Below are 16601 nucleotides of genomic sequence, written 5' to 3' on the forward strand. Positions count from 1 at the left end.
CGTCGGCGCATCCGGTACCGTACAAAAAGGTGGAGCCCACCGCAGCGGGAACTGCGGGGGCTCCTGAAAAGTGAACGGAGTGTCCACCCCTAGTTCTCCTGGGGGTGGCCGCTCACTTTCCGTATGTCCACAAGAGGCACCTCCTTCGGAACTTGACCGCCCGAAGACGGATCCGGTCCCAGCGGGTGGGCTTGCGGTGGCGACCCATGGGCGCCCCCTTCCGCGACACCGCCCATAGACCCGGTAGGCGGCTGGCTGGAATTCGGGCCGGGCCCCGACGGGCGGGGGTCCGGAACCATGTCCCTGGAAGGGGGCGCTCCAGAGAAACTGGGGCGCCGAGACACACGCCAGCGGCCTCGCCACCCTTGACCGGCCCGCATTCGCCTCGAAAGCAACCGTGCGCCCCCTCACCGAAAACGCGCCCCACCAGGTCCGCTTGGGCACGCGAAGGGGCCCGGCCACCCCCACGGGTAACCGGGCCCCTTCGTCGTTTCAGACCGCCCAAGCCGCTGACGCCGCCCAAGCCGAGCGCAGCGTCATCTCAGCTCATCGCATGTGCGTCGAGTCCGCCACCGTCACCTCGACACGCTGGAACTCCTTGAGGTCGCTGTAGCCGGTGGTGGCCATGGCGCGGCGCAGGGCGCCGAAGAAGTTCATCGACCCGTCCGGAATGTGCGAGGGGCCCATGAGGACCTCCTCCACCGTGCCGACCGTGCCGAGGTCGACCTTCTTGCCGCGCGGCAGCTCCTCGTTGACGGCCTCCATGCCCCAGTGGTGGCCCTTGCCGGGTGCGTCCGTGGCACGGGCCAGCGGGGAGCCCATCATCACGGCGTCGGCGCCGCAGGCGATCGCCTTGGGGAGGTCGCCGGACCAGCCGACACCGCCGTCCGCGATCACGTGCACATACCGGCCGCCGGACTCGTCCATGTAGTCGCGGCGGGCGGCGGCCACATCGGCTACCGAGGTGGCCATCGGGACGCGGATGCCCAGCACGTTGCGCGTGGTGTGCGCGGCGCCGCCGCCGAAGCCGACGAGCACGCCGGCCGCGCCGGTGCGCATCAGGTGCAGGGCCGCCGTGTACGTGGCGCAGCCGCCGACGATCACCGGGACGTCCAGCTCGTAGATGAACTGCTTCAGGTTCAGCGGTTCGGCGGCACCGGAGACGTGCTCCGCGGAGACCGTCGTACCGCGGATGACGAAGATGTCCACGCCCGCGTCGACGACGGCCTTGGAGAACTGGGCCGTGCGCTGCGGGGAGAGCGCGGCTGCGGTGACCACGCCCGAGTCGCGCACCTCCTTGATGCGCGCGCCGATCAGTTCCTCCTTGATGGGAGCCGCGTAGATCTCCTGGAGTCGGCGGGTCGCGGTGTCCGCGTCCAGCTCGGCGATCTCGTCGAGCAGCGGCTGCGGGTCCTCGTACCGCGTCCAGAGGCCTTCGAGGTTCAGGACGCCGAGGCCGCCCAGCTCGCCGATGCGGATCGCGGTGGCCGGGGAGACGACCGAGTCCATGGGGGCCGCCAGGAAGGGCAGCTCGAAGCGGTAGGCGTCGATCTGCCAGGCGATCGAGACCTCCTTCGGGTCGCGCGTACGACGGCTCGGGACGACGGCGATGTCGTCGAAGGCGTACGCCCTACGGCCGCGCTTGCCGCGCCCGATCTCGATCTCAGTCACGTGTGTGGCCTTTCCATCCTTGGTTCTGCGCCTCCCAGTATCCCCGACGGGTACGACGAAGGCGGTCCCGGAGTACCTCCGGGACCGCCTCTCGCACGTCCGGTTACCGCTTGCGCCTACTTGCGGCTGTAGTTGGGCGCCTCGACCGTCATCTGGATGTCGTGCGGGTGGCTCTCCTTGAGGCCCGCCGAGGTGATGCGGACGAAGCGTCCCTTGGTCTCCATCTCACCGACGGTGGCCGCACCGACGTACCCCATCGTCTGGCGCAGACCGCCGACGAGCTGGTGCAGCACGTTGGCCAGCGGACCGCGGTAGGGCACCTGGCCCTCGATGCCCTCGGGGACGAGCTTGTCGTCGGAGCCGACGTCGGCCTGGAAGTAGCGGTCCTTCGAGTACGACTTCGCCTGGCCGCGCGACTGCATGGCGCCCAGCGAACCCATACCGCGGTACGACTTGAACTGCTTGCCGTTGATGAACTGCAGCTCGCCCGGGGACTCCTCGCAGCCCGCAAGCAGGCTGCCCAGCATCACGGAGTCGGCACCTGCGGCGAGCGCCTTGCCGATGTCGCCGGAGTACTGCAGGCCACCGTCGCCGATCACGGGGATACCGGCGACACGGGCCGCGAGGGCAGCCTCATAGATGGCCGTTACCTGCGGTACGCCGATGCCGGCGACCACGCGGGTGGTGCAGATGGAGCCGGGTCCGACGCCCACCTTGATGCCGTCGACGCCCGCGTCGATCAGGGCCTGGGCACCGTCACGCGTGGCCACATTGCCGCCGATCACGTCGACGTGGACGCTCGACTTGATCTTCGACATCCAGCTCAGGGCGTTGCTGTTGTGCCCGTGCGAGGTGTCGACGACCAGGAAGTCCACGCCCGCCTCGGCGAGCGCCTGGGCGCGCTCCAGCGCCTCGGGGCTGGCGCCGACGGCCGCGCCGACCAGCAGCCGACCCTCGGAGTCCTTGGCGGCACCCGGGTACTTCTCGGCCTTCACGAAGTCCTTGACCGTGATCAGGCCCTTGAGGAGACCGGAGTCGTCGACCAGGGGAAGCTTCTCGATCTTGTGGCGGCGCAGCAGCTCCATGGCCTCGGTGCCGGAGGTGCCGACCTTGCCGGTGACCAGCGGCATCGGTGTCATGACCTCGCGGACCTGACGTGAGCGGTCGGTCTCGAAGGCCATGTCGCGGTTGGTGACGATGCCGAGCAGCTTGCCGTTGCCGTCCGTCACGGGGACACCGCTGATGCGGAACTTGGCACACAGCGCGTCGGCCTCGGCCAGCGTCGCGTCCGGGTTCACGGTGATCGGGTCGGTGACCATGCCGGATTCGGAGCGCTTCACGAGGTCGACCTGGTTGACCTGGTCCTCGATGGAGAGGTTGCGGTGCAGCACGCCCACGCCGCCCTGCCGGGCCATGGCGATCGCCATGCGCGACTCGGTCACCTTGTCCATCGCCGCGGAGAGCAGCGGGATGTTGACACGGACGTTGCGGGAGATGCGGGACGAGGTGTCGACCGCGTTGGGCAGCACTTCGGATGCGCCCGGCAGCAGCAGCACGTCGTCGTAGGTCAGCCCGAGTGTCGCGAACTTGGCGGGCACTCCGTCGACGTTGGCAGTCATGACACCTTCCCCAAATGGCCTTGATCGGTGCGGATGTCCATGCTAACGGGAAGCACGGGTCCCGAATTCCACAGTGCGAGGTGCCCGGGGGCTTCGTACGTTCGTACGGAATCGACTATTCGTACGGAGTCGGCACCCCGACCGTTCACCCGGAGACCGGGACAAGGGGCCATCGCTGCGGCCTTTACTGCTCCGCCAGCGCCCGTAGCCGGCTCAACGCGCGATGCTGGGCCACGCGCACCGCCCCGGGTGACATTCCCAACATCTGGCCCGTCTCCTCCGCCGTGAGACCCACCGCGATGCGCAGCAGGAGCAGTTCGCGCTGGTTCTCGGGGAGGTTGGCCATGAGTTTCTTGGCCCATTCGGCGTCGCTGCTGAGGAGAGCCCTTTCCTCGGGACCCAGGGAGTCGTCGGGGCGTTCCGGCATCTCGTCCGAGGGAACCGCGGTGGAACCCGGGTGGCGCATCGCGGCGCGCTGGAGGTCGGCGACCTTGTGCGCGGCGATCGCGAAGACGAACGCCTCGAACGGGCGTCCGGTGTCGCGGTAGCGCGGCAGGGCGAGGAGGACGGCGACGCAGACCTCCTGCGCCAGGTCCTCCACGAAGTGCCTCGCGTCGCCCGGCAGTCGGGACAGCCGGGTGCGGCAGTAGCGCAGGGCGAGAGGGTGGACATGGGCGAGCAGGTCGTGCGTCGCCTGCTCGTCCCCGTCGACGGCGCGGTGGACGAGCGCACCAATCACCCCATGGGCATAAGCCGCCTCGTCGTCACGCATCGGACCATGGTGCCTTGGCGCCGCTCTCTCCGTGGCACCGCGTCCGTTGTTGTGCACCGAAGCGTTATGAGCAGGTGCGCCGGAACTCATCTCCTGCGCCCTCCCCTTCCGCTCGACCGACTCGTCCCCGAGGAACTCCACACCTCAAGGATGCGGCATCCGCGGCGAAACGAGCAGCGGGCACCCGGCGGGCCGTTTTGCGACCCCCGCCCACCTTGCGGTAGGCGGGGACTTCTTTACCCCCGCTGAGGTCCACCTAACGAACCAGACCCCACCGGAAACCGAGCGCCACCGCGTGCGCGCGGTCCGAGGCACCGAGCTTCTTGAACAGGCGCCTGGCGTGCGTTTTCACCGTGTCCTCGGAGAGGAACAGTTCGCGTCCGATCTCCGCGTTCGACCGGCCGTGGCTCATGCCTTCCAGGACCTGGATCTCGCGTGCGGTGAGCGTGGGCGCAGCGCCCATCTCGGCCGAACGCAGCCGGCGCGGCGCGAGCCGCCAGGTCGGGTCGGCCAGCGCCTGCGTCACCGTGGCCCGCAGTTCGGCGCGCGAGGCGTCCTTGTGCAGATAGCCGCGGGCACCGGCGGCGACGGCGAGCGCCACGCCGTCCAGGTCCTCGGCGACGGTGAGCATGATGATGCGCGCTCCGGGGTCGGCGGACAGCAGCCGCCGGACCGTCTCGACGCCGCCCAGACCGGGCATGCGTACGTCCATCAGAATCAGGTCCGAACGGTCGGCACCCCAGCGGCGGAGGACTTCCTCGCCGTTGGCCGCCGTGGTCACGCGCTCGACACCGGGCACGGTCGCGACCGCGCGGCGGAGCGCCTCTCGGGCAAGCGGGGAGTCGTCGCAGACGAGGACGGATGTCATGGCCGCCCTCCGCAGCTGATGCGCGTCACCTTGAGCCTCCAGGCTGGTACTAATCGTCACCTGTGCGGTTGACGCTCGACCGAATTTCCCGGCAGTGGGTACTGCCGCCCGTCCGAGCGCTTGTTCCTCCAACCGCCTCCGCACTCTCAACGACGGTCACTCGAAAGAGTTACGGGGCTGTGTGTCGTCTTCGGCACTCTACGTGAGGGCGCGCACACGGTGCAGACATGCACAACAGACCCTCAACGTTTCACCACAACCTATGCCCCATTTAGCCGTTTTTCTTCCCATTTATTGGTGTCTGAGGCTAGATTCGCAATGAGTCATATTTTCATCTCCTTAGATCGTAGTTGTACGGTCGGGGGCACCACCTCAGCCCAGAACGGCAACAAGGGGACATGCAATGGCAGATTTCTCCCGCCTTCCCGGTCCGAACGCGGACCTCTGGGACTGGCAGCTCCTCGCGGCCTGCCGTGGGGTCGACAGCTCGCTCTTCTTCCACCCGGAGGGAGAGCGCGGTGCGGCACGGAGCGCTCGCGAGAACTCGGCCAAGGAGGTCTGCATGAGATGCCCGGTCCGCGCGCAGTGCGCGGCGCACGCGCTGGCGGTGCGTGAGCCCTACGGCGTGTGGGGCGGACTGACCGAGGACGAACGCGAAGAACTGATGGGGCGGGCCCGCAACCGGCTGGTGTCGGCGTCTGCGTCGGCCGGCGAAGCCCTCGGTTCGAACAACTGAAGGAACGTTTCTTCCGGGGCGGGGGCCCGCCTCAGGTTCGCGTCGCCGCCCGCGCCAACTGATCCAGCGTCGCCGCCACCGCCGGCACCTGCGCCAAGTCGGGCAGCGTCAGCGCGACGATCTCCCGCCGGACCGCCGGTTCCAGCGTCACCGTGCGCGCGCCTCGTGGTCGTACGGACTCGATGGCGAGCTGCGGCAGGACTGCGACGCCCAGGCCCGCGCCCACCAGGCCGACCACCGCAGGGTAGTCGTCGGTCGCGAAGTCGATGCGGGGGGTGAAGCCCGCGCTCTCGCAGGCCTCGACCAGCTGGCCGCGGCAGCGCGGGCAGCCGGCGATCCACGGTTCGGCGGCGAGTTCACCGAGGGCGACCGACTCCGCGCGGGACAGCCGGTGCCCTTCGGGCACGAGGCCCACGAGCCGGTCGGTGAGGAGGGGGCGGACCACCAGGTCGTCCCACTCACCGGCGCCCGCCGCGCCCTCGTACCGGAAGGCCAGGGCCACGTCACAGTCGCCCTCGCGCAGCAGTTCGACGGAGTGCGGGGGCTCGGCCTCCTGCAGGGAGACCCGGGTGCCGGGGTGGGCGGCGCGCAGGGCGGCGAGAGCCGTCGGGACAAGGGTGGAACTGCCACTGGGGAAGGACACCAGCCTGACCCGCCCGGCTCGCAGGCCGGCGATGGCGGCGACCTCCTCCTCCGCCGCCGTGAGGCCCGAGAGGATGCTCGCCGCATGCCGCACCAGCGCCTCGCCTGCCTGGGTCAGGCGCATCTCTCGTCCGCTGCGGATGAGCAGCGGGGTGCCGACGGAGGCTTCCAGCGCCTTCATCTGCTGGCTCACAGCGGGCTGGGTGCAGCCCAGTTCGCGGCCCGCCGCCGAGAAGGAGCCGGTGGAGGCCACGGCGCGCAGGACGCGGAGATGACGGGCTTCGATCATTTTTCGATCATAAGTGAATCTTGGGTGTGATGGCGAATATTGCGTCGACACTTTGGGCAGGAGTGACTTAGCGTGTGGTCGTGGTCATCGATGCGGTGACGTGGCGAACGAGTACGGGGGCGAGTGTCGTGATGAGGGTGTTGTCCGTGAACGTGGGTCGTGCGCAGTCCGTGCCGTACACGGATCATCCGCAGGGCACCGCCATCGACAAACAACCGGTGGACGGGCCGGTGCGGGTGTCGGCGCCCGGGCCCAAGGGGATGGGCGGCAGCGGTCTGGCCGGGGACGCGGTGTGCTCGAAGGAGCACCACGGCGGCGACGAACAGGCGGTGTACGCGGTCGCGCGCGAGGATCTCGACGAATGGGAGCGCGAGCTGGGCCGCCCGCTCCGCGACGGGATGTTCGGCGAGAACGTCACCACGCGGGGGCTGGACGTGTCCGGCGCGCTGATCGGCGAGCGCTGGCGGATCGGGTCCGAAGTGATCCTCGAGGTCACCAGCGGACGTATCCCCTGTATGACCTTCCAGGGCCATCTGGGTGAGAAAAGGTGGGTGAAGCGGTTCACGCAGCGGGGTGCGCCGGGTGCCTATCTGCGGGTGATCGAGCCGGGTGAGATACGGGCGGGCGACCCGGTCGACATCGTGCACCGACCGGAACACGATGTGACGGTCGCCCTGTACTTCCGGGCTCTGACGACCGACCGGACACTGATGCCACAGCTGCTCACAGCCGGTGCGGCGCTGCATTCGGAGGCGGCGACGGCGGTTCGCGCGTATGTGAAGAAGTACGGCTGACACACGGGAAGGGCACAGCTGCTGACGAGGGCTTACGTCTGTGCTCCGAGCGGGGACTTCACGATCGGGAGGGAGCGTGCAGGGGGCGGACGGGCACAGCCTGGGTCACTAATCTTGCGCCATGACAACGGCTTTGATTACGGGATCGACCGCGGGAATCGGCGCCGCGTTCGCGCGGCGGCTGGCCGCCGACGGCCACAACCTCGTCCTGGTGGCGCGCGACGCCAAGCGGCTCGGCGAGCAGGCGACCGAACTGCACGACCGGCACGGCATCGAGGCGGAGGTGCTGAGCGCCGACCTCGCGACGGACGCCGGCATCGAGGCGGTGGCCACTCGCCTCGGCGACCGCAAGAACCCCGTCGACCTGCTGGTCAACAACGCCGGCTTCGGCAACAAGGGCCGCTATCTCGACGTGTCGATGGCGGACGAGCTGAGGATGCTCAAGGTGCACTGCGAGGCGGTGCTGCGGCTGACCAGTGCGGCGGCCGAGGCCATGCGGGAGCGGGGGCGCGGGGGTGTCGTCAATGTGGCGTCCGTCGCCGCCTTCGTGCCGCGCGGTACATACGGGGCGTCGAAGGCGTGGGTCGTGCAGTTCACGCAGGGGGCGGCGAAGGATCTGGCGGGGAGCGGGGTGCGGCTGATGGCGCTGGCTCCCGGGTTCGTGCGCACGGAGTTCCATGAGCGGGCCGGGATGGGGACGGACAACATTCCGAACTGGATGTGGCTGGACGCGGACAAGCTGGTCGCGGCGGCGCTCGCCGATCTGGCCCGGGGCAAGTCGCTGTCGATTCCGGACCCGCGCTACAAGGCACTGATGGGCGTGGTGAAGGTGACGCCCAGGGCGCTGCTGGGCGGGATCTCGTCGAAGACAGGGCGGAAGTACGGGCCTCAGTGACACATTTACGGGCTGTGCGGAAGAGGTGGTGCCGCGGCTCCGGTGGGAGTATGGAGAGAGGTACCGGACCCAGGGGGGCCGGAGGCGGCGCCATGACGTTCGTACAGCTGATTGATTGCAAGACCAGTCGGTTCGACGAGATGAACCGGCTGATGGACACCTGGGTCGAGCAGACCAAGGGGAAGCGGTCCGCGACGCACACGATGATCGGCAAGGATCTCTCGGATTCGTCGCACTTCGTCGAGATCGTGGAGTTCCCGTCGTACGAGGAGGCGATGCGGAACTCGAACCTTCCGGAGACCGACAGGATCTTCCGGGAGATGGTCGCCCTGTGCGACGGGATGCCGACGTTCACGGATCTGGACGTGGTGCGGGACGAACAGTTGTGCGCGGACTCCTCGCGACGGTTCTTCGAGGTGATCGCCACCCGGGGTGAACTGCCCCCGCTCAACGACCTGTTCGTGGAGAGTTTCCACGACCACGATCCGTCCAACGAACAGGATCTCATCGGGCTGGACGCGGCCCGGCGCGAGATCGAGATGTGGCGCGCGGGCTTCGACTTCGCGTTCACCGTTCACGACCAGATCGCCCAGGGCGACCGGGTCTGCACCCGCTGGACGTGGAACGGGACCCAGCGGGGCGAGTTCCTCGGCATTCCCAACAGCGGCAAGCAAGCCTCGATGACCGGCATGACCATCCACCGGTTCGACACGGACGGGAAGATCGTCGAGGGCTGGTGGCAGTACGACCGGCTGGGGCTGATGGGGCAGCTCGGGGCGCTGGACTCGTTGGAGCAGTAGAGCGGTGGAGGGGTGGGGCAGAAGGGACGTTCGGGGGGCGTATCGGGGATCAGTTGACCGCCCGCGAAGGGAGAAACCCCCCGTTCCAGCCAGGAACGGGGGGTTTCTTCGTGCTGCGTGAGCTGTTGGCTCAGTGGGAGTGGCCGTGGCCGTGGCCACCGCCGGCCGGCTCTTCCTCTTCCTTCTTCTCGACGACCAGAGTCTCGGTCGTGAGGAGGAGGGAGGCGATCGAGGCAGCGTTCTCCAGGGCGGAGCGGGTGACCTTGACCGGGTCGATGACGCCCTGCTTGACCAGGTCGCCGTACTCGCCGGTGGCGGCGTTGAAGCCCTGGCCCTTGTCGAGCTCGGCGACCTTGGAGGTGATGACGTAACCCTCCAGGCCGGCGTTCTCGGCGATCCAGCGCAGCGGCTCGACGGCGGCCTTGCGGACGACCGCGACACCCGTCGCCTCGTCGCCGGTCTTGCCGAGGTTGCCCTCGAGGATCTTCACGGCGTGGACGAGCGCGGAGCCACCACCGGAGACGATGCCCTCCTCGACCGCGGCGCGGGTCGCGGAGATGGCGTCCTCGAGACGGTGCTTCTTCTCCTTCAGCTCCACCTCGGTGGCGGCGCCGACCTTGATCACGCACACGCCGCCGGCCAGCTTCGCGAGGCGCTCCTGGAGCTTCTCGCGGTCCCAGTCGGAGTCCGTGTTCTCGATCTCGGCCTTGATCTGGTTGACGCGGCCGGCTACGGCGCCGGTGTCGCCACCGCCGTCGACGATGACCGTGTCGTCCTTCGAGATGGTGACGCGGCGGGCGGTGCCGAGCACGTCGAGGCCGACCTGGTCGAGCTTGAGGCCGACCTCCTCGGCGATGACCTCGGCGCCGGTGAGCGCGGCCATGTCGCCGAGCATCGCCTTGCGGCGGTCGCCGAAGCCGGGGGCCTTGACCGCGACCGCGTTGAAGGTGCCGCGGATCTTGTTCACGACCAGGGTCGACAGGGCTTCGCCCTCGACGTCCTCGGCGATGATCAGCAGCGGCTTGGAGGAGTTGGTCTGGATGACCTTCTCCAGCAGCGGCAGCAGGTCCTGGATGGAGGCGATCTTGCCCTGGTGGATCAGGATGTACGGGTCGTCGAGGACGGCCTCCATACGCTCCTGGTCGGACACCATGTACGGGGACAGGTAGCCCTTGTCGAAGGCCATGCCCTCGGTGAAGTCGAGCTCCAGGCCGAAGGTGTTGGACTCCTCGACGGTGATGACACCGTCCTTGCCGACCTTGTCCATCGCCTCGGCGATGAGCTCGCCGACCTGCGTGTCCTGCGCGGAGAGCGCGGCCACGGCGGCGATGTCGGACTTCTCCTCGATCGGGCGGGCGGTCGCGAGGAGTTCCTCGGACACAGCCTTGACCGCCGCGTCGATGCCCTTCTTCAGGGCGGCCGGGGAGGCGCCGGCGGCGACGTTCTTCAGGCCCTCGCGGACGAGCGCCTGGGCCAGCACGGTGGCGGTGGTCGTACCGTCACCCGCGATGTCGTTGGTCTTGGTCGCCACCTCCTTCACCAGCTGGGCGCCGAGGTTCTCGTACGGGTCGTCGAGCTCGACCTCGCGGGCGATGGTGACGCCGTCGTTGGTGATGGTGGGAGCGCCGAACTTCTTGTCGATGACGACGTTGCGGCCCTTGGGGCCGATCGTCACCTTGACCGTGTCGGCAAGCTTGTTGACGCCGCGCTCAAGGGCGCGACGGGCGTCCTCGTCGAACTTCAGGATCTTCGCCATAGGAGCGGTTCAGCCCTCTCGGAATTCTTGGGAGAACGAACCGCGCCCCCAGCACCCGGCTTGTTGAGAGTCGCGGGGGCCAGGGGCGCAGTTCACTGCAATGCTGGTAATGCCGAGTGAATTACTTCTCGACGATCGCGAGCACGTCGCGAGCCGAGAGGACGAGGTACTCCTCGCCGTTGTACTTCACCTCGGTGCCGCCGTACTTGCTGTACAGCACGATGTCGCCGGTCTTCACGTCGAGCGGCAGGCGCTCGCCGTTCTCGAAGCGACCCGGGCCCACGGCCAGGACGACGCCCTCCTGGGGCTTCTCCTTGGCAGTGTCCGGGATGACCAGGCCAGAGGCCGTGGTCTGCTCGGCTTCGAGCGGCTGGACCACAATGCGGTCCTCGAGCGGCTTGATGGCAACCTTGGAGCTGGTGGTCGTCACGATCCGACCTCCCCCTTCGGAGATCTCACGGGGTTAACTGTCTGAGGTGGCGACCAGGTGGATCCGTCGTCGCGGGTGCCGGACCTGCCCGTCGCTATTGGCACTCTCCAGGGGGGAGTGCCAGACCTGAGACTATGACTGCGATTAGCACTCGGTCAAGCGGAGTGCCAATGCCGTCGGCGGTTTCGCGGGGGTTTCCAGTGATCGTGGGTCCAGATGAGTGGCCGTGGGTTGGTGTGATCGCCGGTCCCTGAGGGCTCTGCCCCAGACCCCCGTGTCGCGCTGAACGCGCTCGTCCTCAAACGCCGGACGGGCTGGACATGTCAGAGGTAGTCCTCCAGCCGGCCCACCCTCAGCCCCTGCTCCTGAACCTGCCTGAGCAGGCTCACCGTCCGTTCGACCAGCGGAAGTTCCACGGGGACGATGTCGCCCGCCCGGAGCGGCTTCTCCCCCTCGGTCCACAGCACCACCGCCGAGACTCCGCAGTCCGCGGCCGCCCTCAGAGTGGTCGGGTCGTAGGTGCCGTAGGGCGGGCGGAAGAGGCGGGGGCGGAGGCCGAAGCGTTCGCGGAGTTTGTCCTGCTGGCCGCAGATCTCGGCGCGCTGGCCTGCGTACGGCAGGCCTCGCAGGGACTGGTGGTCCAGGGTGTGGTTCTGGACGTTCGCGCCGACCTCACGCAGGCGGGCGAAGTGGGCGTAGCCCGGGCCCACGACGCTGTCCGTGAGGAACATGCTGACCGGGAGGCGCAGTTCGCGGACCAGGTCGACGAACCGGGGGTCGCGTTCGGCGCCGTCGTCGTAGGTGAGGAAGACGACCTTGTCGTGGGTCGGGATGTGGTCGACGACCGGGGGAAGGCCGGGGCCCGCCGTGCGGAGGCGGGGGCGCTGGGACGGGGGCGGGGCCGGGCGCAGGGGAGACGGCAGGCCCCAGCGGCGGTACGCGTGTGGGTCGCCGGCCGGGGAGTGCGTACGGGCCGCCTGCCGGGCCGCGTGGGCCGCCTTTCTGCCGAGGCGTTCGATGGGGTCCACGGACTGGGCGCAGCCGGTCAGCGTTGCCGCGAGGAGTGCGGCGGCCAGTGCGGCGGCGGCCAGGGGGCGCGCGGTCACAGGTAGTCCTCCAGGCGGGCCACCGCGTATCCCTTGACGGTGACGAGTTTCATGAAACGGCGGATCATGTCGGGCATCGTGCCCTTTCCGTCGCCCTTGCCCCGGAAATGACTGAGGACGATGTCACCCGGGTGGATGTCCCGGTCCGGCTCGCGGTAGTCCCAGTGGTCCGCGAAGACCTCCTCGTTCCACAGCGGGACGTACTTCACACCGCATGACTTGGCCGCGCGCAAGGTGTCCTCGTCGTAGTTGCCGTAGGGCGGGCGGAAGAGGGCGGGGCGGGTGCCGTACCGCTTCCTGATCACGTCCTGCATGCCGCAGATCTCGGCCTTCTGGCGCTCGTAGGAGAGGGCGGGCAGGTAACGGTGGTGGAGGGTGTGGTTGTTGAGTACGACGCCCAGGTCGCGCATCTTCCTGAAGTAGCCGTAGTCCTCCTTGACCAGGTAGTCGCTGAGGAAGGCGGTGTACGGGATCTTCAGTTCGCTCGTCATGCGCAGGAACGCCGGGTCCTTCTCGGCGCCGTCGTCGATCGTGAGGAAGACGACTTTGTGGCGGGTGGGGATCGTGGTGAAGACGGGCGGCAGGCCGCGTTCCTCGTGGTCGTCCACCTCGAAGCCCTTGCGGGTGGTGAGCTGCGGTTTGCGGGCGGGGGGCTGGGGTGCGATCAGCGGGGGCGAAGTCAGGCCCCAGCGCTTGGCCGCGGCCGCGCGGGTCGCGTAGGAACGGCGCAGTTGCTGGGCGTACGCGTCGAGGGCGCGGGCCGCGGGTGCGTGGAACTGCTGCTGGCGCCCGGCGGGGGCGGGGGCCGGGCGGACCGGTTTCGGGGCGCCTGCGGCGGCACAGCCGACTGCGAGGGCCAGTGCGGCCGTCCCGGCACACAGCCCGACCGAGGCCCATTTACTGTCATTTTGTCCTACAGTCCGCATGGTGTCGGATCTTCCCAGGGCCCTGCCGTGCGGACGGTCCGACACCGGCGCCACAAGCACGCCGTCCACCGTCTGGCTCACAATGACCTGGTGAACGACCTCGCCGCCGCCCTCTCCGCTTTCGCCGCCCTGCTCACCCCTCAGGGCCGCGCCCTCCTCGACGAGGTGCGCGGCACCGAGCCGGCCCGTGAACTGGCCGTCGCCACCCGGCTGCGCCGCGAGCATCCCGCCGAACTGGTCTCGGCAGCGCTCGGACAGGAGCGGTTGCGGCAGCGGGCGGTGGCGAAGTTCGGTGCCGGGGACGCCGGGCGGATGTTCTTCACGCCCAACGGGGTCGAGCAGTCGACTCGGGCGAGTGTGGCCGCGTACCGGGCGGGGCGGTTCAGGGAGTTGGGCGTGACCTCCGTCGCTGACCTGTGCTGCGGGATCGGGGGCGATGCCCTCGCGCTCGCCCGGGCGGGCATCCGTGTCCTCGCCGTGGACCGGGATCCGCTCACAGCCGCCGTCGCCCGCGCGAACGTCGAGGCGCTGGGGATCGGGGATCTGGTGGAGGTACGGGAGGCCGACGTCACCGACGTCGACACGACGGCGTACGGCGCGGTGTTCGTCGATCCCGCGCGGCGGGGCGGGCGCGGGAGGATCTTCGATCCCGAGGCGTACTCACCGCCGTTGTCGTGGGCCGTGGAGGCGGCGCGGAAGGCTCCGCTGGCCGCGCTGAAGATCGCTCCCGGTGTGCCGCACGAGGCGATTCCCGCCGACGCCGGGGCCGAGTGGATCTCGGACGGCGGGGATGTGAAGGAAGCGGTGCTGTGGTTCGGGACCGAGCCCGGGATGGTGCGGGCAACTCTGCTGCCGGGGCCGCGTGTTCTGGTCGGGCGGGGGCTGCCGGATCCTCAAGTGCGTGCGGTGGGGCGGTACTTGTACGAGCCCGACGGTGCCGTCATCCGGGCGCATCTGGTGGCGGAGGTGGCCGAGGAGGTCGGCGGGGGGCTCGTCGACGAGACGATCGCCTATGTGACGGCGGATGAGCTGCGGGCTACGGCGTATGCCTCCGCTTACGAGATCACCGATCAACTGCCGTTCGGGGTAAAGAAGTTGAAGGCTCTGCTGCGGGAGCGGGGGGTCGGGGTGCTGACCGTGAAGAAGCGGGGGTCGGCGGTCGAGCCCGAGGAGCTCCGGAAGATGGTGAAGCCTCGGGGGCCCAACTCGGCGACGGTTTTTCTGACTCGGGTGGCGGGGGCGCCGGCGATGCTTGTGGGGCATCCGGTGCGGAGCGCTCCGCGGGTTGGGCAGATCTGAAGGCGCGGGCCCGGTGGGGGCTTGTCGCGCCCCGCGGCGGAGCCGCAGATCGATACAGCCCCGCGCCTCTACGGGGCGCACTCCTTCGCTCTCATGCGTAGCAAGTGCCGTTCGCGTTCGTTCTGGGTTAGTTCTGCTGCTCGTAGGAATTCGGTTCTTGCCTCCTTTGTGCGGCCCAGGCGTTGGAGCAGGTCGGCTCGGACGCTGGGGAGCAAGTGGTAGTCGCGTAGGGACGGTTCGGTGGCGAGGGCGTCGATGATGCGGAGGGCGGGGGCCGGGCCATCGGACATCGAGACGGCCACCGCTCGGTTCAACTCCACTACGGGGGACGGGGATCGGGCGGCGAGGGCCGTGTACAGCGCGGCGATGCGGGGCCAGTCAGTGGCGTCGTAGGAGTGGGCGTGGGCGTGGCAGGCGGCGATGGTGGCCTGGAGGGCGTACGGGCCCGGGCCTGATGTGGTTGTGGTGGCACCGGCGGCTTCTGCTCGGGCCAGGGCCGTGAAGCCGCGGGCGATCAGCATGCGGTTCCAGCGGGAGCGGTTCTGGTCCTTGAGGAGTACCGGCTCGCCCGATGGGCCGGTGCGGGCAGCGGAACGGGACGCCTGGAGCTCCAACAGGGCCGTCAGCGCGTGCACTTCGGGTTCCTTGGGCATCAGGCCCGACAGCACGCGGGCCAGCCGCAGGGCGTCCTCGCAGAGGGCGGGGCGCAGCCAGTCGTCGCCGGCTGTGGCGGCGTACCCCTCGTTGAAGATCAGGTAGATGACCTCCAGGACCGAGCCGAGACGGGCCTCGCGCTGTGGGCCGTACGGGACCTCGAAGGCGACGTTCTTCGTCGCGAGGGTTCGTTTGGCTCGGACGATGCGCTGGGCGATCGTCGCCTCGGGGACGAGGAAGGCGCGGGCGATCTCGGGGGTGGTGAGGCCGCCGAGGAGGCGGAGGGTGAGGGCGATGCGGGCCTCGGCGGACAGCACCGGGTGACAGGCGGTGAAGACGAGGCGGAGCAGGTCGTCGTCGATGTCGTCGGGGGCGGACGGCTCGACCGGCGGGGCGGTCGTCTCCAGGGTTCGGCCGATCTCCGCCAGCTTGCGGGCGTACGTCTCGCGGCGGCGGATCAGGTCGATGGCACGGTGCTTGGCGGTGGCCATGAGCCAGGCGCCCGGGTTGTCGGGGACGCCGTCTCGGGGCCACTGTTCGAGGGCGGCGACCAGGGCGTCCTGGGCCAGTTCCTCGGCGATGCCTATGTCCCGGACGGTGCGGGTGACGGCCGCGATGATGCGGGGGGATTCCAGGCGGAAGACGGTCTCGACGGTTTGTTCGGTCGCGGTGTCGGAGGTGGGCTGCTGGGTCACAGCCCACCATCAGACACCGTCTGCGGCGATCGGCCAAGGAAGCCGAAAGGAAACCGAGAGCGTAGGAAGTAACGAGAGGTCGGGCTAACGTGATGGTGCGATCTGGGACACCAGGTACGGCGTCAGCGTGCGGGCCCCTGCTCCACCAGAGGATGGTTCAGGGCCTCCCCGTCACCCAAGACCGTTCGGGGCGCGCGGCTGAACGGACTCAACTCCCGCTCAGTCCCCAGGAACGGTTCGCTCAGCCCTCCGCGATCTCCCGTACCTCGCAGGTCACCGTCCAGTGCTCCTCGTGGACCTTCAGGAAGCGCTTGGTCCACTCCAGGGCCTCGGCCTTGTCCTTGCACTGCATGATCGCGTAGCCGCCGACGACCTCCTTGGACTCGGTGAAGGGGCCGTCGGTGACCGAGATATTGCCGTCCTGCCAGTGCACGCGGGTGCCCTGCGCGGTGGGGGTCAGGCCGGCGGTGTCGAGCATCACCCCGGCCTTGGTGATCTCCTCGATCAGCTCGCCCATGCGCTGCATCAGCTCAGGGCTGGGGCCCTCGGCGGGGACGGTGGCTTCGTCGATCTGTACGAGGGAGAGATAGCGGGGCATGAGGTTCCTCCTTGGGCGGGGCCCGGTTCCTTTCCGGGCTCTCACCTGTGC

Annotated in this window: 16 protein-coding genes; 5 read left to right on the plus strand and 11 right to left on the minus strand. The window is 69.0% G+C overall.

Annotated features, from left to right (window positions below):
* Positions 1 to 546: 546 nt before the first annotated feature.
* From OG734_RS16825 to OG734_RS16840, 4 genes are all read right to left on the minus strand, one after another.
* Positions 547 to 1671, minus strand: coding sequence for a GuaB3 family IMP dehydrogenase-related protein (locus tag OG734_RS16825; RefSeq protein WP_330288317.1), 1125 nt, complete (start codon positions 1669 to 1671; stop codon positions 547 to 549).
* A gap of 116 nt (positions 1672 to 1787) precedes the next feature.
* Positions 1788 to 3290, minus strand: coding sequence for an IMP dehydrogenase (guaB, locus tag OG734_RS16830; RefSeq protein WP_330288318.1), 1503 nt, complete (start codon positions 3288 to 3290; stop codon positions 1788 to 1790).
* A 184-nt stretch (positions 3291 to 3474) separates the two neighbouring features.
* Entirely contained in the window at positions 3475 to 4062 is a 588-nt protein-coding gene (locus OG734_RS16835) for a sigma-70 family RNA polymerase sigma factor (protein WP_053741094.1), read from the minus strand.
* Positions 4063 to 4318: 256 nt separating this feature from the next.
* Positions 4319 to 4930 carry a response regulator transcription factor gene (locus OG734_RS16840; protein ID WP_003948568.1) on the minus strand — a complete coding sequence of 204 codons (612 nt, stop codon included), beginning with the start codon at positions 4928 to 4930 and terminating at the stop codon, positions 4319 to 4321.
* A 403-nt stretch (positions 4931 to 5333) separates the two neighbouring features.
* Between OG734_RS16840 and OG734_RS16845 the strand changes: the two genes are divergently transcribed.
* Entirely contained in the window at positions 5334 to 5666 is a 333-nt protein-coding gene (locus OG734_RS16845; protein ID WP_330288319.1) for a WhiB family transcriptional regulator, read from the plus strand.
* 31 nt (positions 5667 to 5697) lie between these two features.
* On the opposite strand, the gene OG734_RS16850 is transcribed toward OG734_RS16845, so the two are convergent.
* A complete protein-coding gene (locus tag OG734_RS16850) occupies positions 5698 to 6597 on the minus strand; it encodes a LysR family transcriptional regulator (RefSeq protein ID WP_330288320.1) in 900 nt (299 codons plus the stop codon).
* A gap of 131 nt (positions 6598 to 6728) precedes the next feature.
* Between OG734_RS16850 and OG734_RS16855 the strand changes: the two genes are divergently transcribed.
* The 3 genes from OG734_RS16855 to OG734_RS16865 all read left to right on the plus strand — a co-directional run bounded on the left by OG734_RS16855 (position 6729) and on the right by OG734_RS16865 (position 9086).
* The gene (locus OG734_RS16855; protein WP_330293689.1) at positions 6729 to 7391 is read left to right on the plus strand and encodes an MOSC domain-containing protein; all 663 of its coding nucleotides are present in this window, start codon (positions 6729 to 6731) and stop codon (positions 7389 to 7391) included.
* A 121-nt stretch (positions 7392 to 7512) separates the two neighbouring features.
* On the plus strand, positions 7513 to 8286 hold the full coding sequence (locus OG734_RS16860; RefSeq protein ID WP_330288321.1) for an SDR family NAD(P)-dependent oxidoreductase: 774 nt from the start codon (positions 7513 to 7515) through the stop codon (positions 8284 to 8286).
* 92 nt (positions 8287 to 8378) lie between these two features.
* On the plus strand, positions 8379 to 9086 hold the full coding sequence (locus OG734_RS16865; RefSeq protein WP_330288322.1) for an ester cyclase: 708 nt from the start codon (positions 8379 to 8381) through the stop codon (positions 9084 to 9086).
* A gap of 130 nt (positions 9087 to 9216) precedes the next feature.
* On the opposite strand, the gene groL is transcribed toward OG734_RS16865, so the two are convergent.
* The 4 genes from groL to OG734_RS16885 all read right to left on the minus strand — a co-directional run bounded on the left by groL (position 9217) and on the right by OG734_RS16885 (position 13304).
* Positions 9217 to 10842, minus strand: a complete 1626-nt coding sequence (groL, locus tag OG734_RS16870) for a chaperonin GroEL (RefSeq protein WP_330288323.1) — start codon at positions 10840 to 10842, stop codon at positions 9217 to 9219.
* Between the two features lie 121 nt (positions 10843 to 10963).
* Positions 10964 to 11272, minus strand: coding sequence for a co-chaperone GroES (gene groES, locus OG734_RS16875; RefSeq protein WP_006377800.1), 309 nt, complete (start codon positions 11270 to 11272; stop codon positions 10964 to 10966).
* A 323-nt stretch (positions 11273 to 11595) separates the two neighbouring features.
* Positions 11596 to 12378: a polysaccharide deacetylase family protein gene (locus OG734_RS16880; protein WP_330288324.1), complete on the minus strand. Its 783-nt coding sequence runs from the start codon at positions 12376 to 12378 to the stop codon at positions 11596 to 11598.
* Positions 12375 to 13304 (minus strand): polysaccharide deacetylase family protein, encoded by a 930-nt coding sequence (locus OG734_RS16885; protein WP_330288325.1) that lies wholly within the window; start codon positions 13302 to 13304, stop codon positions 12375 to 12377. Before OG734_RS16885 ends, OG734_RS16880 begins: the two co-directional genes overlap by 4 nt.
* Positions 13305 to 13394: 90 nt before the next feature.
* Between OG734_RS16885 and OG734_RS16890 the strand changes: the two genes are divergently transcribed.
* Positions 13395 to 14603, plus strand: coding sequence for a class I SAM-dependent methyltransferase (locus tag OG734_RS16890; RefSeq protein WP_330288326.1), 1209 nt, complete (start codon positions 13395 to 13397; stop codon positions 14601 to 14603).
* Between the two features lie 68 nt (positions 14604 to 14671).
* On the opposite strand, the gene OG734_RS16895 is transcribed toward OG734_RS16890, so the two are convergent.
* Positions 14672 to 15952 (minus strand): RNA polymerase sigma factor, encoded by a 1281-nt coding sequence (locus OG734_RS16895; protein WP_330288327.1) that lies wholly within the window; start codon positions 15950 to 15952, stop codon positions 14672 to 14674.
* Positions 15953 to 16193: 241 nt separating this feature from the next.
* Positions 16194 to 16550 (minus strand): YciI family protein, encoded by a 357-nt coding sequence (locus OG734_RS16900; protein WP_330288328.1) that lies wholly within the window; start codon positions 16548 to 16550, stop codon positions 16194 to 16196.
* Between the last annotated feature and the right edge of the window lie 51 nt (positions 16551 to 16601).

The sequence above is a fragment of the Streptomyces sp. NBC_00576 genome (genome assembly GCF_036345175.1).
Taxonomy (GTDB): domain Bacteria; phylum Actinomycetota; class Actinomycetes; order Streptomycetales; family Streptomycetaceae; genus Streptomyces.